This is a genomic window from Pseudomonas sp. BF-RE-25 (assembly GCF_019956105.1).
Classification (GTDB): domain Bacteria; phylum Pseudomonadota; class Gammaproteobacteria; order Pseudomonadales; family Pseudomonadaceae; genus Aquipseudomonas; species Aquipseudomonas migulae.
Genome location: NZ_JAHBDB010000040.1, coordinates 1 through 21651, shown reverse-complemented (window position 1 = coordinate 21651; position 21651 = coordinate 1). Strand labels below are relative to the sequence as shown.

At 59.9% G+C, this 21651-nt stretch carries 21 protein-coding genes; 16 read left to right on the top strand and 5 right to left on the bottom strand.

What is annotated here, in order from left to right; translation table 11 throughout:
* Positions 1–51: 51 nt before the first annotated feature.
* Positions 52–2157, bottom strand: a complete 2106-nt coding sequence (locus KGB24_RS18680) for a molybdopterin oxidoreductase family protein (RefSeq protein WP_223415706.1) — start codon at positions 2155–2157, stop codon at positions 52–54.
* Between the two features lie 134 nt (positions 2158–2291).
* Complete coding sequence (locus tag KGB24_RS18675; protein WP_008032167.1) at positions 2292–2582, bottom strand: hypothetical protein; 291 nt, start codon at positions 2580–2582, stop codon at positions 2292–2294.
* Between the two features lie 407 nt (positions 2583–2989).
* On the opposite strand from KGB24_RS18675, the gene argF reads away from it, so the two are divergent.
* Both argF and KGB24_RS18665 read left to right on the top strand, forming a co-directional pair.
* Positions 2990–3910 carry an ornithine carbamoyltransferase gene (gene argF / locus KGB24_RS18670; protein ID WP_223415707.1) on the top strand — a complete coding sequence of 307 codons (921 nt, stop codon included), beginning with the start codon at positions 2990–2992 and terminating at the stop codon, positions 3908–3910.
* Positions 3907–5016 (top strand): ABC transporter ATP-binding protein, encoded by a 1110-nt coding sequence (locus KGB24_RS18665; protein ID WP_223415708.1) that lies wholly within the window; start codon positions 3907–3909, stop codon positions 5014–5016. The genes argF and KGB24_RS18665 overlap by 4 nt, the downstream gene beginning before the upstream one ends.
* Positions 5017–5128: 112 nt before the next feature.
* On the opposite strand, the gene KGB24_RS18660 is transcribed toward KGB24_RS18665, so the two are convergent.
* Positions 5129–5911 (bottom strand): PhzF family phenazine biosynthesis protein, encoded by a 783-nt coding sequence (locus KGB24_RS18660; RefSeq protein WP_223474841.1) that lies wholly within the window; start codon positions 5909–5911, stop codon positions 5129–5131.
* Positions 5912–5926: 15 nt separating this feature from the next.
* The gene (gene ybaK, locus KGB24_RS18655) at positions 5927–6397 is read right to left on the bottom strand and encodes a Cys-tRNA(Pro) deacylase (RefSeq protein WP_007971306.1); all 471 of its coding nucleotides are present in this window, start codon (positions 6395–6397) and stop codon (positions 5927–5929) included.
* A gap of 369 nt (positions 6398–6766) precedes the next feature.
* Between ybaK and KGB24_RS18650 the strand changes: the two genes are divergently transcribed.
* From KGB24_RS18650 to KGB24_RS18585, 14 genes are all read left to right on the top strand, one after another.
* A complete protein-coding gene (locus tag KGB24_RS18650) occupies positions 6767–7618 on the top strand; it encodes an MIP/aquaporin family protein (protein ID WP_008032171.1) in 852 nt (283 codons plus the stop codon).
* A 75-nt stretch (positions 7619–7693) separates the two neighbouring features.
* Positions 7694–9199, top strand: coding sequence for a glycerol kinase GlpK (gene glpK, locus KGB24_RS18645; protein ID WP_223415709.1), 1506 nt, complete (start codon positions 7694–7696; stop codon positions 9197–9199).
* A gap of 95 nt (positions 9200–9294) precedes the next feature.
* Positions 9295–10050, top strand: coding sequence for a DeoR/GlpR family transcriptional regulator (locus tag KGB24_RS18640; RefSeq protein ID WP_008032173.1), 756 nt, complete (start codon positions 9295–9297; stop codon positions 10048–10050).
* Positions 10051–10307: 257 nt separating this feature from the next.
* Entirely contained in the window at positions 10308–11846 is a 1539-nt protein-coding gene (gene glpD, locus KGB24_RS18635) for a glycerol-3-phosphate dehydrogenase (RefSeq protein WP_008032174.1), read from the top strand.
* Positions 11847–12281: 435 nt separating this feature from the next.
* Positions 12282–13196 carry a glutamate/aspartate ABC transporter substrate-binding protein gene (locus KGB24_RS18630; protein WP_008032176.1) on the top strand — a complete coding sequence of 305 codons (915 nt, stop codon included), beginning with the start codon at positions 12282–12284 and terminating at the stop codon, positions 13194–13196.
* A gap of 195 nt (positions 13197–13391) precedes the next feature.
* On the top strand, positions 13392–14138 hold the full coding sequence (locus KGB24_RS18625; protein WP_008032179.1) for an amino acid ABC transporter permease: 747 nt from the start codon (positions 13392–13394) through the stop codon (positions 14136–14138).
* Positions 14138–14809 (top strand): amino acid ABC transporter permease, encoded by a 672-nt coding sequence (locus tag KGB24_RS18620; protein ID WP_032829007.1) that lies wholly within the window; start codon positions 14138–14140, stop codon positions 14807–14809. Before KGB24_RS18625 ends, KGB24_RS18620 begins: the two co-directional genes overlap by 1 nt.
* Entirely contained in the window at positions 14806–15540 is a 735-nt protein-coding gene (locus KGB24_RS18615) for an amino acid ABC transporter ATP-binding protein (RefSeq protein ID WP_008032183.1), read from the top strand. Before KGB24_RS18620 ends, KGB24_RS18615 begins: the two co-directional genes overlap by 4 nt.
* A gap of 152 nt (positions 15541–15692) precedes the next feature.
* Positions 15693–17594: a sensor histidine kinase gene (locus KGB24_RS18610; protein ID WP_223413885.1), complete on the top strand. Its 1902-nt coding sequence runs from the start codon at positions 15693–15695 to the stop codon at positions 17592–17594.
* Complete coding sequence (locus tag KGB24_RS18605) at positions 17591–18919, top strand: sigma-54-dependent transcriptional regulator (protein ID WP_008040853.1); 1329 nt, start codon at positions 17591–17593, stop codon at positions 18917–18919. The genes KGB24_RS18610 and KGB24_RS18605 overlap by 4 nt, the downstream gene beginning before the upstream one ends.
* A gap of 8 nt (positions 18920–18927) precedes the next feature.
* Positions 18928–19257: a GlpM family protein gene (locus tag KGB24_RS18600; protein ID WP_223413888.1), complete on the top strand. Its 330-nt coding sequence runs from the start codon at positions 18928–18930 to the stop codon at positions 19255–19257.
* Positions 19258–19485: 228 nt separating this feature from the next.
* Positions 19486–20406 (top strand): arginase, encoded by a 921-nt coding sequence (locus KGB24_RS18595; protein ID WP_192420027.1) that lies wholly within the window; start codon positions 19486–19488, stop codon positions 20404–20406.
* The gene (locus KGB24_RS18590; protein WP_223413886.1) at positions 20403–20777 is read left to right on the top strand and encodes an EamA family transporter; all 375 of its coding nucleotides are present in this window, start codon (positions 20403–20405) and stop codon (positions 20775–20777) included. The genes KGB24_RS18595 and KGB24_RS18590 overlap by 4 nt, the downstream gene beginning before the upstream one ends.
* Positions 20778–20787: 10 nt before the next feature.
* Positions 20788–21186 (top strand): transporter, encoded by a 399-nt coding sequence (locus KGB24_RS18585; protein WP_008040850.1) that lies wholly within the window; start codon positions 20788–20790, stop codon positions 21184–21186.
* Positions 21187–21300: 114 nt separating this feature from the next.
* On the opposite strand, the gene KGB24_RS18580 is transcribed toward KGB24_RS18585, so the two are convergent.
* Positions 21301–21651 (bottom strand): MipA/OmpV family protein (locus tag KGB24_RS18580; RefSeq protein ID WP_223474839.1); only part of this gene is annotated, 351 nt, incomplete at its 5' end.

Sequence of the window (21651 nt, the reverse complement as noted above, 5' to 3'; positions counted from 1 at the left end):
GCATTGTAACGGAAAGCCGAGCGCCATGCTCGGTCTCCCCGACAGACTCAATCAAGCCGCCGCTACGGTCACCGGCACACCGTTCAATGCCGCATTCCCCGACAACTCATCGAGCTGACACTCGTCGGTCAGGTCATTGGCACTGGAACCTGGCTGGCCGCTGGCAATCGTCATCTGCACGCCAGGCCGCGCATGGCCCCAACCGTGCGGCAGGCTGACCACTCCTTTCATCATATCCTGACTGCCCAGCACTTCCACTTCGATCATGCCGACCCGGGAACTGACCCGCACCCGCTGCCCATCGCTGAGCCCGCGACTGGCAAGGTCGTCCGGATGCATCAGCAACTGATGACGCGGCTTGCCTTTCACCAGTCGGTGATAGTTGTGCATCCACGAGTTATTGCTGCGCACGTGACGACGGCCAATCATCAGCAGTTCATCAGCCACCGGTGCTTGCAGCGCCGCAAATCGCGAGAGGTCGGCAAGGATCGCCGCCGGTGCTGCCTGAACGTGCTGGTTGGCGGTTTTCAGGCGTGGCGCCAGGTTGGATTTCAGTGCGCCAAGGTCGACGCCATGCGGTTGATCGAACAGCGTCGCCAAAGACAGCTTGTGCGGCGAGGCGTCGCCATACAGCCCCATTCGCAAGCCACGATCGATCATCTGCGCAGGGGGAATCGTCGGTTTCAGTTCCTTGCCGGTCTTCGCGGCAAAGGCCTTGGCCAGCCCGACGAAAATCTCCCAGTCGTGCAACGCGCCTTCCGGCTTGGCCAGGATCGCGCGGTTGAACCGGCTGACGTTACGCACCGCAAACATGTTGAACGTGGTGTCGTAGTGATCGTTTTCCAGAGCGGAAGTGGACGGCAGGATCAGGTCGGCATAGCGCGTGGTTTCGTTGATGTACAAGTCAACACTGACCATGAACTCCAACCCGTCCAGCGCCTGCTCCAGTTGCCGGCCATTGGGCGTCGACAACACCGGATTGCCGGCCACGGTAATCAACGCGCGAACCTGTCCTTCCCCTTCGGTGAGCATCTCTTCGGCCAGCGCCGACACCGGCAGCTCGCCACTGTATTCCGGACGCCCGGATACGCGGCTCTGCCACAGATTGAAATGTCCGCCCGAGGTAGATGCCACCAGGTCCACCGCCGGTTCGGTGCACACCGCACCACCGACGCGATCAAGGTTGCCGGTGACCAGGTTGATCAACTGCACCAGCCAATGACACAAGGTACCGAATGCCTGGGTGGAAACGCCCATGCGCCCGTAACAGACCGCGCTCGGCGCCGCCGCGAAGTCCCGCGCCAATTGGCGGATCTGCTCGGCCGGCACGGCACACAACGGGCTCATGGCTTCGGCGGTGAAAGCCGCGACGGCCTCGCGCACGTCATCCAGGCCGTCGACCGGCAAATGGCTGTCGCGGGTCAGGCCTTCAGCAAACAACGTGTTGAGCAACCCGAACAGCAATGCTGCGTCGCCGCCCGGACGGACGAACAGATGCTGATCGGCAATCGCAGCCGTTTCGCTGCGACGCGGATCCACCACCACCACTTTGCCGCCCCGGGTTTGTATCGCTTTCAGGCGCTTTTCCACATCCGGCACGGTCATGATGCTGCCATTGGAGGCCAGCGGATTACCACCAAGAATCAGCATGAAATCGGTGTGATCGATGTCCGGGATCGGCAACAGCAGACCGTGGCCGTACATCAAATGGCTGGTCAGGTGATGAGGTAACTGATCGACCGAGGTCGCGGAAAACCGGTTGCGGGTTTTCAGCAGGCCAAGAAAGTAATTGCTGTGGGTCATCAGCCCGTAGTTGTGCACGCTGGGGTTGCCTTGATAAACCGCCACCGAGTTCTGCCCGTGGCGCTCCTGTATCCCTGCCAGACGTTCGGCGACCAGGTTGAAGGCATCTTCCCACTCGATCGGCTGCCATTCGCTGCCAACGCGCAGCATCGGCTGACGCAGGCGGTCAGGATCGTTCTGGATGTCTTGCAGGGCAACGGCCTTGGGGCAGATGTGCCCGCGGCTGAACGTATCGAGGGCATCGCCCTTGATCGAGGTGATCTGCACATCGCCATCGAGCTCGGTGGTCTCGATAGTCAGGCCGCAGATGGCTTCACACAGGTGGCACGCACGGTGATGGAGAGTCTTGGTCATGGCCAGTCTCTGTCTTGTTCTGGGCGGGCAATAACGGCCGCGGGAACAAAACTATGGCGCCTGCCCCGCCACTGCGCCAGCGACGTTCGTCTTGTGAATCGGCGGCCATCAGGCCAGCCGATGACCGCTCGGGATCAGTTCGACGGCAGCCTCGGCGGCGCCTGCAACTGAATCTCCTGGATGGTTTCAATCTGTTCGTGGGATACATGCACGCCGGTGAGCTCGCCGATCAGCCGCCAGTGCTCGTCGAGCCCTGTGCTGATGGTGGCCATGCGGTCGATCATCCGCCGGCCAGCGGCCCTGGTCACCTCGTCGTTACTTCGCAAAAGCTCAAAGGACATTGAGGTCATGGAAGCGGTGAGATGCGTCAGTGAGCGGGCCGTGAGACCTAGTAATTCCATCAATTGCTGTTCTTTCGATTCCATTCCGAAGGCTTCCTGCGTCGCTCGTGACTTAGTTATAACCCAGCACATTGCATTAGCAAGTGTTACAAACGAGGCACATTGCCATCAGCTGGCTGGAATGCCGGGTCAGAAACCGACCATCAGCGCACCATGCCCGCCCTGTTTGATTGCAAAGCCCCGCAGCCGCAGTGTACAAATGAGCAGCTGCTGTCAGGAAACAGGCTTCAAAAGCGCTACTGCGGTCACCCCATAGCCCCTCTGAAATCCCCTAAAAACCGTAGCCCTATTGGTAAGACGCGACATTTAATTATAAGATCGCGCCTCCCCCTATTTCGTCGCCCTGTGCGGCTTACGCCGCAGGTCTCGCCCGTTTTCCAGTTAAACAAGGCTTTGAGCATCTGCGGTTTGTAGCAAAAAGGTAGTCAATGATGAGCGCAAGGCACTTTCTCTCCCTGATGGATTGCACGCCCGAAGAGCTGGTCAGCGTGATCCGTCGAGGCGTTGAGCTCAAAGACCTGCGTAACCGCGGCGTACTGTTCGAGCCTCTGAAAAACCGCGTGCTCGGGATGATTTTCGAGAAGTCCTCGACCCGTACCCGGATCTCGTTCGAGGCCGGCATGATCCAGCTCGGCGGCCAGGCAATCTTCCTGTCGCCGCGCGACACGCAACTGGGCCGTGGCGAACCGATCGGCGACGCCGCCATTGTCATGTCGAGCATGCTCGATGCGGTGATGATCCGTACGTTTTCCCACAGCACCCTGACCGAATTCGCCGCCAATTCGCGCGTCCCGCTGATCAACGGCCTGTCCGATGACCTGCACCCGTGCCAGTTGCTGGCCGACATGCAAACCTTCCTCGAACATCGCGGCTCGATCCAGGGCAAGACCGTTGCCTGGATCGGCGACGGCAACAACATGTGCAACAGCTATATAGAAGCGGCGATCCAGTTCGACTTCCAGTTGCGCATCGCGTGCCCTGAAGGCTATGAGCCCAATCCTGAGTTCGTGGCCAGCGCCGGTGACCGGGTGACCATCGTCCGGGATCCGAAGGACGCCGTGCGCGGCGCTCATCTGGTGAGCACCGACGTCTGGACCTCCATGGGCCAGGAAGAAGAAACCGCCAAGCGCCTGAAGCTGTTCGCACCGTTCCAGGTCACCCGTGCCCTGCTCGACCTGGCCGCCGAAGACGTGCTGTTCATGCATTGCCTGCCCGCCCACCGTGGCGAGGAAATCAGCCTCGACCTGCTCGATGACCCGCGCTCAGTCGCCTGGGATCAAGCGGAAAACCGTCTTCACGCACAAAAGGCCCTGCTCGAGTTTCTCGTTCCGCCTTCGTACCACCACGCATGAGCCAGCCATTACTGCTTAACCTGCGCAACCTCGCTTGCGGCTATCAAGACCAGCGCGTCGTGCAGAACCTCAACCTGCATTTGAATGCCGGTGATATCGGTTGCCTGCTCGGTTCTTCGGGTTGCGGCAAAACCACGACGCTGCGGGCGATTGCCGGTTTTGAACCGGTGCACGAAGGTGAAATCACCCTGGCGGGCGAGACGATCTCCAGCGCCGGCTTCACCCTCGCACCGGAGAAACGCCGGATCGGCATGGTGTTCCAGGATTACGCGCTGTTTCCGCATTTGAGCGTGGCGGAAAACATCGCGTTCGGGATTCGCAAGCATCCGCAAAAGGATCGCGTGACCGAAGAGCTGCTGGAACTGGTCAACCTGAAAAACCTCGGCAAACGCTTTCCGCACGAGCTTTCCGGCGGTCAGCAACAGCGTGTCGCCCTGGCTCGCGCCCTGGCGCCGGAACCACAACTGCTGCTGCTCGACGAACCGTTTTCCAACCTCGACGGCGAACTGCGGCGCAAGCTCAGCCACGAAGTGCGCGACATCCTCAAGGCCCGTGGCACCAGCGCGATTCTGGTGACCCACGACCAGGAAGAAGCCTTCGCGGTAAGCGATCATGTCGGGGTTTTCAAGGAAGGTCGCCTGGAACAGTGGGACACGCCCTACAACCTGTATCACGAACCGCTGACGCCCTATGTGGCCAGTTTCATCGGTCAGGGATACTTCATTCGTGGTCAGCTGAGCAGCCCGGAATCGGTGCAGACCGAGCTGGGTGAGCTGCGCGGCAATCGGGCCTACACCTGGCCGATTGGTGGCGCCGTGGACGTATTGTTGCGCCCGGACGATATCGTTTATGCACCGGACAGTGGCTTGAAGGCGCGGATTGTCGGCAAGTCGTTCCAGGGTGCGTCGACGTTGTATCGGTTGCAGATGCCCACCGGCGCGCAGCTGGAATCGATTTTCCCGAGCCATGCCGATCATCTGATCGGTGCAGAAGTTGGCATTCGGGTTGCCGCTGAACACCTGGTGTTGTTCCAGGCGTCCGGCAGCATCGCCGCACAGATTCCGACAGTCGAATCCGGCGTTCGGCGTTACAGCACTGCCAGCTGATACCTAAAACTGTAGGAGCGAGGCTTGCCCGCGAAGGCGTAGTGTCAGTCGATATTTGCATTGCCTGACACTACGCCTTCGCGGGCAAGCCTCGCTCCTACAGGGATTGGGGTTAACCCAGCATCAGCATTCCGCTCGCAACCAGCGTCGCATTCCCGCCGATCTTCACCCGATCGCCTTCCAGCCGACAGAACAACTCCCCGCCTCGCTTCGAACACTGATACGCCGTCAGGCTCGACTTGCCCAAACGCTTCGACCAATACGGGATCAAACTGCAATGGGTCGAACCGGTCACCGGATCCTCATTGATACCAATCGCCGGCGCGAAGTACCGCGACACAAAATCATGCTTGCTGCCCTTGGCGGTGACGATGGCACCCGGCCACGGCAGTTTGGCCAACGCGACCATGTCGGGCTGACAGTCGAGCACGGCCTGCTCTGACTCCAGCACCACGAATAATTCATTCGAACCCAACACATCGACCACGTCGACGCCCAAGGCGCGTTCGACATCCAGGGTCACGCCGACTGCAGACGGCACGATTGCCGGGAAATCCAGCCACAAGCGGCCGCCCTCACGACTCACGCTCAGCGGGCCGGACTTACAAATGAAGTCCAGGCGTTCGACCGGTTCTTTATAGATCTCGAACAAGACATAAGCGCTGGCCAGGGTGGCATGCCCACACAAAGGCACCTCGGTGGTCGGAGTGAACCAGCGGATGTGCCAACCCTGCCCTTCACGCACCACAAAGGCGGTTTCGGCGAGGTTATGTTCAGCGGCGATTTTTTGCATCAACTCATCGGCGAGCCAGGCATCAAGCCGATAGACCATCGCCGGGTTACCGCTGAACGGTCGCTCACTGAACGCATCGACCTGATGAAACTCAAGCTGCATAACCTTCTCCCTGATTCAGGCGCGGCCGATATCGGCGAACTTGGCCTGGGTATGTTCGGCCAGTACTGCGGGGGCCAGTTCCACTTCCAGGCCACGTCGACCGGCACTGACAAAAATGCTGGCAAAGGGCTGGGCCGAATTATCGATAAACGTGCGCAGGCGCTTTTTCTGTCCCAGCGGGCTGATGCCGCCCAACAGATAACCCGTCGAGCGTTGCGCGGCGGCAGGGTCGGCCATTTCGACTTTTTTCACCCCGGCGGCATGCGCCAGGCCCTTCAAGTCCAGACTTCCGACGACCGGCACCACCGCCACCAGCAATTCCCCTTTTTCACTGGCCGCCAGTAACGTCTTGAACACTTGCGCCGGGTCCAGCCCCAGTTTCTCCGCGGCCTCCAAGCCGTAGGACGCCGCCTTCGGATCATGTTCGTAACTGTGCACGCGATGTTCGGCACGAACTTTTTTCAACAAATCCAATGCGGGGGTCATGACAGCTCCAGACTGGGCGGCAGAGAAAAAATACTGCGCTGGATTCTAGGACATTGCTCCATAAAAGGCTCTATCACGGCAGCGTTTCCAGCGCTTGGCGCGTTTCTTTACCGCTCGTCAGAGTTCGTCCGGTTCGCCAAACAAAACGATCATTCATGTGACTAATAGTTGCATTGTGACCGACAGTTCACTTTCGACCTTTGACAGCAGTGTTTCTTGTCTATATTTTTTCGAATCTGAATACCGTAAAACGTGACAACGCAAAACCCAGCAGTAAGCCAGGAACAGGATGGGGATCCTGCCCTGGTGAAAATCGCGCTTTGGCCATGACGAAAAAAGCGCCAGACAACAAAAACAAAGAGGTTTTCAATGACAACTGCTTTACAACAACCGTCGCTTTCGAGCCAATGCATGGCCGAGTTTCTGGGCACTGCACTGCTGATCTTTTTTGGTACCGGTTGCGTTGCCGCGCTCAAGGTCGCGGGTGCCAGCTTTGGCTTATGGGAAATCAGCATCATCTGGGGTGTCGGCGTCAGCATGGCGATCTACCTGACCGCCGGGGTTTCGGGTGCTCATCTCAATCCTGCCGTGAGCATCGCGCTGAGCATTTTCGCCGACTTCGAAAAACGCAAACTGCCGTTCTATATTCTTGCTCAGGTGGCCGGCGCCTTCTGCGGTGCGTTGTTGGTTTACACGCTGTACAGCAATCTATTCTTCGATTACGAACAAACTCACCATATGGTTCGTGGCACTCAAGCCAGCCTCGAACTGGCGTCGGTGTTCTCCACCTTCCCCAACCCGGTCTTGTCCACGGCCCAGGCTTTCCTGGTTGAAGTGATCATCACCGCGGTCCTTATGGGCGTGATCATGTCCCTGACCGATGACAACAACGGTCTGCCAAACGGGCCGATGGCGCCGCTGCTGATCGGCCTGCTGATCGCGGTGATCGGCAGTTCGATGGGCCCGCTGACCGGTTTTGCGATGAACCCGGCGCGTGACTTCGGTCCCAAACTGATGACTTTCTTCGCTGGCTGGGGTGAAATTTCCTTCACCGGCGGGCGCGATATCCCGTATTTCCTGATCCCGATTTTTGCACCGATTGTCGGTGCCTGCCTCGGTGCTGCAGCGTATCGCGGGCTGATTGCCCGTCATCTGCCCAGCGCCGAACCTGCTACAAAGGACGCAACACCGGCCATTGACGGCAAACCAAGAACTTCTTGATACCGTAGGCGCGTGATCCTGCCCATTTGGTCCCGCGCCTGACCTCATTCCCTTTTTTCGTCCAAGGCAATCGACATGACCGACATTCAGAATAAGAACTACATCATTGCCCTCGATCAGGGTACGACCAGCTCCCGCGCGATCATTTTCGACCGCGACGCGAACGTGGTTTGCACCGCCCAGCGCGAATTCGCCCAGCATTACCCGCAAGCCGGTTGGGTCGAACACGACCCGATGGAAATCTTCGCCACCCAAAGCGCCGTGATGGTCGAGGCCCTGGCACAAGCCGGCCTGCATCACGACCAGGTCGCGGCCATCGGCATCACCAACCAGCGCGAAACCACTGTGGTCTGGGACAAGACCACCGGCCGCCCGATCTACAACGCGATCGTCTGGCAGTGCCGCCGCAGCACCGAGATCTGCCAGCAGCTCAAACGTGACGGCCACGAGCAATACATCAGCGACACCACCGGCCTGGTCACCGACCCGTACTTCTCCGGCACCAAACTCAAGTGGATCCTCGACAACGTTGAAGGCAGCCGCGAGCGTGCGCGCAAAGGCGAGTTGCTGTTCGGCACCGTGGACAGCTGGCTGATCTGGAAATTTACCGGCGGCAAAGTCCACGTCACCGATTACACCAACGCCTCGCGCACCATGCTCTTCAACATCCACACCCTGGAGTGGGATGCGAAGATGCTGGAGGTGCTGGATATTCCGCGCGAGATGCTGCCGGAAGTTAAATCCTCGTCAGAAATCTACGGCCACACCAAAAGCGGCATCGCCATCGGCGGTATCGCCGGTGATCAGCAGGCTGCCCTGTTCGGCCAGATGTGCGTCGAGCCAGGCCAGGCGAAAAACACCTACGGCACCGGTTGCTTCCTGCTGATGAACACCGGCGACAAAGCGGTGAAGTCCAAGCACGGCATGCTGACCACCATCGCTTGCGGCCCGCGTGGCGAAGTGGCCTACGCGCTGGAAGGCGCGGTGTTCAACGGCGGCTCCACCGTTCAGTGGCTGCGTGACGAACTGAAAATCATCAACGACGCCCACGACACCGAATACTTCGCCAACAAGGTCAAGGACAGCAACGGCGTGTACCTGGTGCCAGCCTTCACCGGTCTGGGCGCTCCGTACTGGGACCCGTATGCCCGTGGCGCATTGTTCGGTCTGACTCGCGGCGTACGCGTGGATCACATCATTCGTGCAGCGCTGGAGTCGATTGCCTACCAGACCCGCGACGTGCTCGACGCCATGCAACAGGATTCCGGCGAACGCCTGAAAGCATTGCGTGTGGATGGCGGCGCGGTGGCAAACAACTTCCTGATGCAATTCCAGGCCGACATCCTCGGCACTCAGGTCGAGCGCCCGCAAATGCGCGAAACCACCGCACTCGGTGCCGCGTACCTGGCCGGTCTGGCGTGTGGCTTCTGGGGCAGCCTGGAGGAGTTGCGCGGCAAGGCCGTTATCGAGCGCGAGTTCGAACCGAAGCTGGACGAAACCGCCAAGGAAAAACTCTACGCCGGCTGGAAAAAAGCGGTCAGCCGCACGCGTGACTGGGAACCTCATGAAGGCGCTGAATAAGCCAACGTAAGTACTCGTATCTGTATGTAACTGGTAGGGAGCAGATTCCTGCGGCATCATGGGCAAATTTTGCACGGCAGCCCAAAGGAAGCCCCATGAATCTGCCTCCCCGTCAGCAGCAAATCCTCGAACTGGTCCGCGAACGCGGCTATGTCAGCATCGAGGAAATGGCCACGCTGTTCGTCGTTACACCGCAGACCATCCGCCGCGACATCAATCAGCTCGCGGAATCCAATTTATTGCGTCGCTACCACGGTGGCGCAGCCTACGATTCCAGTGTCGAAAACACCGCCTACGCGATGCGTGCCGATCAGATGCGCGATGAAAAGCAGCGTATCGGCGAAGCCATTGCCGCACAGATCCCCGATCACGCCTCGCTGTTCATCAACATCGGCACGACCACCGAATCGATCGCACGGGCGCTGCTCAACCACAACCACCTGAAGATCATCACCAACAACCTGCATGTGGCTTCGATGCTCAGCGCCAAGGACGACTTCGACGTTCTGCTGACCGGTGGCAATGTGCGGCGTGACGGTGGCGTGGTCGGTCAGGCGAGTGTCGACTTCATCAACCAGTTCAAGGTCGACTTCGCCCTCGTCGGTATCAGCGGTATTGATGAAGACGGCAGCCTGCTGGACTTCGATTATCAGGAAGTGCGGGTGTCGCAGGCGATCATCGCCAATGCGCGGCAGGTGATTCTGGCGGCGGACTCCAGCAAATTCGGGCGCAATGCCATGATTCGCCTGGGGCCGATCAGCTTGATCGATTGCCTGGTGACGGATCAGCAGCCAGTGCCGGCGCTGGCGCAGTTGTTGAGTCAGCACAAGATTCGGCTCGAGGTTGTTTAACAACTTGTAGGAGCCGGCTTGCCGGCGATGGCGTACTTGAGGACGCCATCGCCGGCAAGCCGACTCCTACAAATGTGTGCCCCGCAACACCCTCTCTTTCTCTTTTAATGTTCGTAAATTTTCCTTTAACGGCCCTTCGATCAGTATTTTCAATCGAAGTTAACTGGCTGCAGGCGGCTTTATGGGCTACCATTTTCGCAAATGAACATTAATGTTCGAAATCCAATATCGACAATCAAAAAAACCGAGGCCAGCCGATGCCCACTTCTACCTTGCCTACGCCCCCACTCGCCGAGGTCTACGATATCGCCGTCATCGGTGGCGGGATCAATGGCGTGGGGATCGCAGCGGATGCCGCCGGTCGCGGTCTTTCGGTGTTCCTTTGCGAAAAGGATGATCTGGCCAGCCACACCTCGTCGGCCAGCAGCAAACTGATCCACGGTGGCCTGCGCTACCTCGAACATTACGAATTCCGTCTGGTCCGCGAAGCCCTCGCCGAGCGCGAAGTGTTGCTGGCCAAGGCGCCGCACATCGTCAAGCAAATGCGCTTCGTCCTGCCGCACCGTCCGCACCTGCGTCCAGCCTGGATGATCCGTGCCGGCCTGTTCCTGTATGACAACCTGGGCAAACGGGAAAAACTGGAAGGTTCGAAAAGCCTGAAGTTCGGCCCGGACAGCCCGTTGAAAAGCGAAATCACCAAAGGCTTCGAATACTCCGATTGCTGGGTCGACGACGCGCGCCTGGTGGTCCTGAACGCCATGGCGGCCCGCGAGAACGGCGCCCATGTGCACACCCAGACCCGTTGCGTCAGCGCCCGTCGCACCAAAGGCCTTTGGCATCTGCACCTGGAACGCGCCGACGGCAGCCTGCTTTCGATCCGCGCCAAGGCGCTGGTGAATGCGGCCGGCCCATGGGTTGCCAAGTTCATTCGTGATGATTTGAAGATGGAATCGCCGTACGGCATCCGCCTGATCCAGGGCAGTCACCTGATCGTGCCGAAACTGTACGAAGGCGATCACGCGCACATTCTGCAAAACGAAGATCAGCGCATCGTCTTCACGATTCCGTACCTGAACCATTTCACCCTGATCGGCACCACCGACCGCGAATACACCGGCGATCCGGCAAAAGTGGCGATCACCGAAGGCGAAACCGATTACCTGTTGAAAGTGGTCAACGCCCACTTCAAGAAGCAGATCAGCCGCGACGACATCCTGCACAGCTATTCCGGTGTTCGTCCGCTGTGCAACGATGAATCCGACAACCCGTCGGCCGTCACCCGCGACTACACCCTCGCGCTTTCGGGCACTGGCGAAGAAGCGCCGCTGCTGTCGGTGTTCGGCGGCAAGCTGACCACCTACCGCAAACTGGCCGAATCGGCGCTGGCGCAACTGGCGCCTTACTTCACGCACATCAAGCCGAGCTGGACCGCCAGCGCCACCCTGCCGGGCGGCGAAGACATGACCACCCCGCAGGCGCTGAGCTCGCGCATCCGTGACCAGTTCGACTGGGTGCCGACCGAAATCGCCCGTCGTTGGGCCACCACTTACGGCAGCCGCACCTGGCGCATGCTTGAAGGTGTGCAAAGCCTCAGCGACCTGGGCGAGCACATCGGCGGCGGTCTCTACACCCGCGAAGTCGATTACCTGTGCAGCGAAGAGTGGGCAACCACGGCGCACGACATTCTGTGGCGTCGCAGCAAGCTGGGCTTGTTCACCACCCCGGCCGAGCAGCAAGCGCTGGCTGAGTATCTGAGCAAGGTCGAGCAGAACCGCAGCAAGATTGAAGCGGCCTGATCGGTAGTCAGCTTAAAAGAAAGCCCCTGAATCTCACGATTCAGGGGCTTTTTGCTATTCGGGAAACACCATCAATCCCCTGTAGGAGCTGGCTTGCCAGCGATGAGGCCCTTGGCTTTTGCACCTATCCAAGGGACGCCATCGCCGGCAAGCCAGCTCCTACAGGGTTAGCGTGCGTCCGGCATTCGGTTTTCCGAACGCGACTCATCGGTCTATTCGGTTAACCGGACTATCTCACTCCAAAAAACGCGCCATAAATATTTAATCTCCTTATACATCAATACTTTAATTTGTATCGACTGGTCTGGCACGAGTCATGCTCTACACTCTTGGACGAATGCTTGTTGCGCGGACCTTGAGAAGCCGACAGACATTCGAAGCACAAAAGGGCCGATGAACTGGCTCCATAAAAAAAACAATGTCGAGGAAAATTTGATGCGCATCGTTCCCCATATCCTGGGCGCAGCCATTGCTGCCGCTCTGATTACCACTCCAGTTTTCGCTGCCGAACTCACCGGCACACTGAAGAAGATCAAAGAGTCCGGCACCATCACCCTCGGGCATCGTGACGCTTCCATTCCGTTTTCCTATATCGCGGACGCTTCCGGCAAACCGGTTGGCTACTCCCACGATATTCAGCTGAAAGTCGTTGAAGCCCTGAAAAAAGACCTCGACATGCCGAATCTCCAGGTCAAATACAACCTGGTGACCTCGCAAACCCGCATCCCGCTGGTGCAGAACGGCACCGTGGACCTCGAGTGCGGCTCCACCACCAACAACGTCGAGCGTCAGCAGCAAGTTGACTTCTCCGTCGGCATTTTCGAAATCGGTACTCGCCTGCTGTCCAAGGCAGACTCCAAGTACAAGGATTTCGCTGACCTGGCCGGCAAGAACGTCGTGACCACCGCCGGCACCACGTCCGAACGCATCCTCAAGGCGATGAACGCCGACAAGCAGATGGGTATGAACGTCATCTCCGCCAAAGACCACGGCGAATCCTTCCAGATGCTGGAAACCGGCCGTGCCGTGGCTTTCATGATGGACGACGCCCTGCTGGCAGGTGAAGCAGCCAAAGCCAAGAAGGCAACTGACTGGGCCGTGACCGGCACTCCACAGTCCTACGAAATCTACGGCTGCATGGTCCGCAAGGGCGACGAGCCGTTCAAGAAGGCTGTAGACGACGCCATCGTGGCGACCTACAAGTCGGGCGAGATCAACAAGATCTACGACAAATGGTTCATGCAGCCAATCCCGCCAAAAGGTCTGAACCTGAACTTCCCGATGAGCGACGAGCTCAAGGCCCTGATCGCCAATCCGACTGATAAAGCGGCTGACGACAAGAAGTCCTGATTTTCTGACTAACCTTATCTCCTGAGAGGGCCGCCGCCCTTTCAGGAGGTGGTCACTTCCTGCTGGTATTTTTTGGAAACACTCGAACCGGTGGCTGTCGAGCCGGGAGCGTGTGCCTGATCGAAAAGGTCAGGCGGGAACGGAGCTTCCCCCAAGCGGGCACTTGCACATCGATTGAACTGAGGGGAGACCCTAATGAATTACAACTGGGACTGGGGCGTGTTCTTCAAGTCCACCGGCGTGGGCAGCGAGACCTATTTCGACTGGTACGTGTCCGGTCTGGGCTGGACCATCGGCATCGCCATCGCGGCCTGGATCATCGCCCTGACACTGGGCTCGATCCTGGGCGTCATGCGCACCGTGCCGAACCGCATCGTATCGGGCATCGCCACCTGCTACGTCGAACTTTTCCGTAACGTACCGCTGCTGGTGCAGCTGTTCATCTGGTACTTCCTGGTGCCCGACCTGCTGCCGCAAGACCTGCAGGAATGGTACAAACAGGACCTGAACCCGACCACTTCGGCGTTCCTCAGCGTTGTTGTCTGCCTGGGCCTGTTCACCACGGCTCGCGTTTGCGAACAGGTGCGCACCGGTATTCAGGCACTGCCAAAAGGCCAGGAATCCGCTGCTCGCGCCATGGGCTTCAAGCTGCCGCAGATCTACTGGAACGTGCTGCTGCCCCAGGCCTACCGGATCATCATTCCGCCGCTTACCTCGGAATTCCTGAACGTATTCAAGAACACCTCCGTCGCTTCGCTGATCGGCCTGATGGAGTTGCTCGCACAAACCAAACAGACCGCCGAGTTCTCCGCGAACCTGTTCGAAGCGTTCACCCTGGCGACCCTGATCTACTTCACCCTGAACATGAGCCTGATGCTGCTGATGCGCCTGGTCGAGAAGAAAGTAGCCGTGCCGGGCCTGATCTCCGTAGGGGGTAAATGATGGAATTCGACTTCTCGGGCATCATCCCGTCCCTGCCGGGCCTGTGGAACGGCATGGTCATGACCCTGCAATTGATGGCGCTGGGCGTCGTCGGCGGGATCATCCTCGGCACGATCCTCGCGCTGATGCGCCTGTCCCACAGCAAGCTGCTGTCGAACCTCGCCGGCGCCTACGTTAACTACTTCCGTTCGATTCCACTGCTGCTGGTCATCACCTGGTTCTACCTGGCGGTGCCGTTCGTGCTGCGCTGGATCACCGGCGAAGACACACCGATCGGCGCATTCGCCTCGTGCATCGTGGCGTTCATGATGTTCGAAGCGGCGTACTTCTGCGAAATCGTCCGCGCTGGCGTGCAGTCGATTCCCAAAGGCCAGATGGGCGCTGCCCAGGCCCTGGGCATGTCGTATGGCCAGATGATGCGCCTGATCATCCTGCCGCAAGCGTTCCGCAAGATGACCCCGCTGCTGCTGCAACAGAGCATCATCCTGTTTCAGGACACCTCGCTGGTCTACGCCGTCGGCCTGGTGGACTTCCTCAATGCCTCGCGTGCCAGTGGCGACATCATCGGCCGTTCGAATGAGTTCCTGATCTTCGCAGGTCTCGTGTACTTCACAATCAGCTTTGCCGCCTCGCTGCTGGTCAAGCGTCTGCAAAAAAGGTTTGCCGTATGATCTCTATCAAGAATGTCAACAAGTGGTATGGCGACTTCCAGGTACTGACTGACTGCAGCACCGAGGTCAAAAAAGGCGAAGTGATCGTGGTGTGCGGGCCGTCCGGCTCCGGCAAATCCACCCTGATCAAATGCGTCAACGCCCTGGAACCGTTCCAGAAAGGCGACATCGTGGTCGACGGCACGTCCATTGCGGACCCGAAGACCAACCTGCCGAAGCTGCGTTCACGCGTGGGCATGGTGTTCCAGCATTTCGAGCTGTTCCCGCACCTGACCATCACCGAAAACCTGACCATCGCGCAGATCAAGGTGTTGGGCCGCAGCAAGGAAGAAGCCACCAAGAAAGGCCTGCAACTGCTGGAGCGCGTCGGCCTCTCGGCACACGCTCACAAGCACCCGGGCCAGCTCTCCGGTGGTCAGCAACAGCGTGTGGCGATTGCCCGTGCGCTGGCGATGGACCCGATCGTCATGCTGTTCGACGAACCGACCTCCGCGCTCGACCCTGAAATGGTCAACGAAGTGCTCGACGTGATGGTGCAACTGGCCCACGAAGGCATGACCATGATGTGCGTGACCCACGAAATGGGCTTCGCCCGTAAAGTGGCGGACCGGGTGATTTTCATGGACGCCGGCAAAATCATCGAAGACTGCAAGAAAGAGGAGTTCTTCGGCGACATCAGCCACCGCGCCGAGCGTACCCAGCACTTCCTCAACAAGATTCTGCAGCACTAAAAAACACCGCTCCCCTTGTAGGAGCCGGCTTGCTGGCGATGGAGTGTCAGTCGACATCAATGTGGCTGACCCACCATCGCCAGCAAGCCGGCTCCTACAGGGGTCGGTGGTGGTACTGAGATTTGTGTTGTGGTTGACCCAAGGCATCTGTGATGAAATGCGACCCCACTCTCTATCGCGCAGCGCCGCCATCACTCGTCGTGAAACCCCGTCTGATCCGCCACTTGTTCCTGCCGCCACTGGTCATCGCCCTGATGATCGGATTGGGTTACCTCGGCTTCTGGGTCAGCGAGCACTATGGGATCCGCAGCCTCAGCGAGAACGGCCAGCGTCAGCTCGAACTGCACGCCCGCGCCGTCGAGAGCGAAATCAGCAAGTACACCTACCTGCCCAGCCTGCTGGAACTCGAAACCAGCGTTTCGAAGCTGCTGGCCGACCCGTCGCCGGAACACCGGCAAACGGTCAATGAATACCTCGAAGGCCTGAACCGGCGCAGCCGCAGTCGGGCCATCTACGTAATGGACACCACCGGTCGCGTCATGGCCACCAGCAACTGGCGCGATGTCGACAGCTACCTCGGTGAAGACCTGTCCTTTCGCGCCTATTTCCAGAACGCCGTGCGCGGCCAGCCGGGTCGCTTCTATGGCATCGGCAGCACCAACGGCGAACCCGGTTATTACCTGGCCCATGGCCTGGAAGAACATGGCAAGATCATCGGTGTCGCGGTGGTCAAAGTCCGCCTCGAAGCCATGGAAGAACGCTGGCAGCGCGCGCGCCTGGAAGCCTTCGTCAGCGACGAAAATGGCATCATCATTCTCTCCAGCGATCCGGCGCGACGGCTGAAATCAGTCGTTCCATTGAGCGACGAGACCAAGGAAAAACTCGCCCGCAGCCTTCAGTACTACTGGTTTCCACTGAACGAGCTGCAACCGCTGGCCCGGGAAAGACTGGCCGAAGGCGAGGAAAAACTGACCTTCCCGGCCAACAGTGAAGTGGAGTCCGACGAAGAGGACATCAGTTACCTCTCGCAAACCCGTCCCTTGAGCGACACCCCGTGGAATTTCACCCTGCTCACGCCGCTGCAGGATTTGCGTCGCGAAGCGATCAATCAGGGGATTCTGGTGGCCGTGGCGTTTGCCCTGGTGGCGTTCCTGCTGATCGCCTGGAACGAGCGCCGCAAGGTGATCGCCACCCGTCTCGCCGCCCGGGAAGCCTTGCAGGAAGCCAACAATCAACTGGAGCGTCGGATTACCGAACGCACCACCGACCTGCGCGCCAGCAACGAACGGCTCAAGGGCCAGATTCGCGAACGCCGTCAGGCCGAAGAGACCTTGCGCCGCGCCCAGGATGAACTGGTGCAGGCCGGAAAACTCGCAGCCATCGGCCAGATGTCCACCAGCATCGCCCACGAATTGAACCAGCCGCTGGCGGCGCTGCGCACCTTGTCCGGCAACACCGTGCGCTTTCTCGAGCGCGGGCAACTGGATGTGGCCAGCACCAACCTCAAGACCATCAACGAACTGATCGACCGCATGGGCCGGATCACCGCAAGCCTGCGCTCCTTCGCCCGGCGCGGCGACGACAAAGGCCAGGCCTGCCTCGGCAAAGCGGTGGACGCCGCGCTGCAACTGCTCGGCGGACGCGTGGAAAGCGTCCCTCTGCACTTGCATCGTGAGTTCGTCGACGTACAGGTGCAGATTGACCAGACCCGCCTGGAGCAGATTCTGGTCAACCTGATCGGCAACGCCCTCGACGCCATGCAGTCGCAGCCCCAACCGGAACTGTGGCTCGAAGGCGAAGCGTTCGACGGCAAGTATCGCCTGCGAGTACGCGACAACGGCCACGGCATCGATGCCGAAGCGCGCAAGCATCTGTTCGAACCGTTCTTCACCACCAAACCCGGCGAGCAAGGCCTGGGCCTCGGCCTGACCCTGTCCGCCAGCCTGGCCGCCGCCACCGGCGGACACCTGGGTGTCGAACACCCGGCCAGCGGTGGTACCACCTTCGTCCTCAGTTTACCGTTGGTAAGCCCCCTTCAAGCCGAGCCAATATGAACAACGACCTTAGTGTGCTGATCGTCGAAGACGACCCTCATGTGCTGCTCGGCTGCCAACAGGCGCTGACCCTGGAAGACATTCCCTGCGTCGGCGTGGGCAGCGCCGAAGAAGCGCTGGAGCGGGTCGGCGACAACTTTGCCGGCATCGTCATCAGCGACATTCGCCTGCCGGGCATCGATGGCCTGGAATTGCTGACCCGGCTCAAGGCCCGTGATCGCAGCCTGCCGGTGGTGCTGATCACCGGCCACGGCGACATTTCCATGGCCGTCGGCGCGATGCAGAAAGGCGCCTACGACTTCATGGAGAAACCTTTCTCCCCTGAACGCCTGGTGGATGTCGCCCGTCGTGCGCTGGAGCAACGCAGCCTCGCCCGGGAAGTCTCTTCGCTGCGCCGGCAATTGGCAGAACGGGATTCCCTGGAAGGCCGGATCATCGGTCGTTCGCCAGCCATGCAGAACCTGCGGGAATTGATCGCCAACGTCGCCGATACCTCGGCCAACGTGCTGATCGAAGGCGAAACCGGCACCGGTAAAGAACTGGTCGCGCGCTGCCTGCACGACTTCAGTCGGCGTCACACCAAACAGTTCGTCGCCCTGAACTGCGGTGGCCTGCCGGAGAACCTGTTCGAAAGTGAAATCTTCGGCCACGAAGCCAACGCCTTCACCGGCGCCGGCAAGCGGCGGATCGGCAAGATCGAACACGCCGATGGCGGCACGCTGTTCCTCGACGAGGTGGAAAGCATGCCGCTGCCGTTGCAGATCAAACTGCTGCGGGTGTTGCAGGAACGCACCCTGGAACGCCTCGGCTCGAACCAGAGCGTGGCGGTGGATTGCCGGGTGATCGCGGCGACCAAGTCCGATCTCGACGAGTCGAGCAAGGCTGGCGAATTCCGCAGCGACTTGTATTACCGCCTGAACGTGGTGACCCTGGAACTGCCGCCGCTGCGCGAGCGCCGCGAAGACATCCTGCAATTGTTCGAGCACTTCCTGCAGCAATCGTCCTTGCGCTTTGACCGTGCCGTGCCGGAGCTGGACAACCAGACCGTGTCGAACCTGATGAGCCACGACTGGCCGGGCAACGTCCGTGAACTGCGCAACGTAGCCGAGCGGTATGCCCTCGGTCTGCCGGCCTTCAAGAAGTCCGGCGCCAGCGGCAGCAATCAGGGCCTGGCCTTCGCCGAAGCGGTGGAAGCCTTCGAACGCAACCTGCTCGGCGACGCCTTGCAACGCAGCGGCGGCAACCTGACTCAGGCCAGCCTGGAACTGGGCATGGCCAAAACCACGCTGTTCGACAAAGTGAAGAAGTACGGGTTGAGCCACTGATGGACCTGATGCTCAAGGCAACCCTGGGCGCGGCGGTGGTGCTGATCCTCGCTGCGCTGGCCAAGACCAAAAACTATTACATCGCCGGCCTGGTGCCGCTGTTTCCTACCTTTGCGCTGATTGCGCACTACATCGTCGGCAAGGGCCGCTCGCTGGACGACTTGAAGACCACGATTGTGTTTGGCATGTGGTCGATCATTCCGTACTTCATCTATCTGGCGACGTTGTACGTGATGGTCGACCGGATGCGGCTTGAGGCTTCGCTCGCCGTGGCGGCGGTGGCGTGGTTGATCGCAGCTACGATCCTCGTCAGCGTCTGGGTACGCTTCCACACCTGACCACACCCCCTGTAGGAGCGAGGCTTGCCCGCGAAGAACGATAACGCGGTGTATCAGTTGCTCCGCGGCGGACCATTCGCGGGCAAGCCTCGCTCCTACAGGATCTGCGTTGTTTCGAGGCTGGAGGCTGGCCCGCCCCTTGCATTTACCCCCCAAAGCCCCCTCGGCCGGCCTTCATGATGGATGGAGCCGGTGTCTGGGAGGGTCTGCCAAGGGTGAATTGCGACCTTGAACATTTTAGATCTTGACCACAGCCTGACTGCCCAGGCCCCCATCGCACGGTTGCTCGACAGCGGCCGCGCGAAACGCCTGGACCTGCTCGACCTCGGCCCGAAATTGCGACTCTGGTCCAGCGAACGCACCTGGCGCCGCTTCGCCGAACGCCTGCAACAACGTCCACGCCATAGCGGCCCGCAACCGGAAATTTTCTTCGTCGGCTCCGGCGATTACCACCACTTGACCCCGGCCTTTCTCACTGACTTGCCGGTGCCGGTGAGCCTGATCCACTTCGACAATCACCCCGACTGGGTCCACTTCGCCCCGCGTCGGCATTGCGGTTCGTGGGTCAACCAGGCGCTGAAACTGCCGAACGTCCAGCGCATCGTCACCCTCGGCCCGTGCAGCGATGACCTGCAAAATCCACAGCTCAAGGGCGGCAACCTCAGTGCCCTGAAACGCGGGGTCTTGCAGCTGTTTCCGTGGCAGCATCCGCCCTCGAAAGTCTGGGGCCGGGTCGGCGATGGCGCCGGGCATCAGCAACTGGAAAACCAGCTGCACTGGCGCAACCTCGCCGAACTGGATTGGCCGGTGTTTCTCGATCAGTTGATCACCAGCCTGCCCACCGAAGCGGTGTGGATCACCATCGACAAAGACGTCCTGGCCTGCGAAGACGCGGCGACCAACTGGGATCAGGGCGGCATGCGCCTGAGCCATCTGCTGCAAGCGATACGCGTGCTGGCCGCGAACAAGCGGATCCTCGGCATCGACATCTGCGGCGAATACGCCCGTCCCGCCTTCAGCAACGCCTTCAAACGCTGGGAAGCCAAGGCCGACCAGCCGCCGGCGGAACGCTGGAGCGCAGACGATCTGCTGCGTAACTCGGCCACCAATCAGGCACTGATCGAGCTGTTCGAGGAGCTGTTCCCATGACCATTACCGTGATTGTGCTGGTGGCGTTTTCCATCGTGCTGGACGTCATTGGCCAGCTCTGTTTCAAGCTCGGACTCGACCGTTTGCCGGAACTTGAAGGCGGTTTTCGCCTGATTGCATTCTGGGGCCAGGTGTTCAACGCGCCGCTGCTGTGGTGCGGGATCGGCGCCTACGTGATCGAGTTTTTTGTCTGGCTCGAAGCCCTCTCCCGCGCGCCGCTGAGCCTGCTGTTTCCGGCTGCGGCGCTGGCGTATTGCGGCGTGGTGCTGGCCGGCAAACTGATCCTCGGCGAAACCGTGAGTCGTCGGCGCTGGCTCGGCACTTTAGTGATTACGGCGGGCGTGATGCTCGTGTGTGTCGCCCATGCATGAGGCTCAATCGATGATCAGAGGCAAGACCGACTGGCTGCATGAACGCTTGGGCACCATCGTTCTGTGGGCGCTGTTGATCGCTTTTGAAAGCGCCGGGCAGATCGCCACGAAGGTCGGTGGCGATCAACTGGGGCAGATGGATTTCAACCTGAAGTGGCTGATGGCCGTAGCGGTGAATCCCGGGGTGTGGCTGGCGATTGCCTGTTACATCGGGGCGTTTTTCGTGTGGATGCTGATATTGCGACGCAGCAGCCTGTCGCTGGCGTTTCCACTGAGTTCGCTGGTGTTCGTCGGGGTTTTGCTTGGGTCTTGGCTGGGGTTGGGCGAGCAGATCAGCGTGCTGCACTGGGTAGGGGTGGCGGTGATCATGGGGGGGATTGCGTTGCTGGCCGAAGGTGAAGAAACCTAGAGTTCTGTGATCTCAAGGGCCCCATCGCGAGCAGGCTCGCTCCCACAGGGGTATGCGGTCAAAATGTGGGAGCGAGCCTGCTCGCGATGGCGTCAGCCCAGCCAACAAACCTCTCTAGTCAAACTTGTAGGCCACCGCCGCCTGCACCTCCCCCTGGTTGGTATCCCCGACCGCTTTGACAATGCTGCTATCCGTCGCCGCCCCTGTCAGGTGAATCCAGCTCGCGCTCGTCAGCAGTGACCATTGCGGCGCCAGGGGAAATTCGAAGCTCTGGGTCAGCGCCACGTTCTGCAAGCCACCACCGGCATTGTACGGGCGGATCCCCGAGGCTTGAGACTCGTCGGCGCTGACGCCGAAGAACGTCTGAGTCTGCCGGGCATCGGCAAAATGCGCGGTCAGGTTTGAGCTGCCGATTACCCCGCCACCCAGTGGATAACCCACCTCCCCACCCAGCCGTCCCAATAC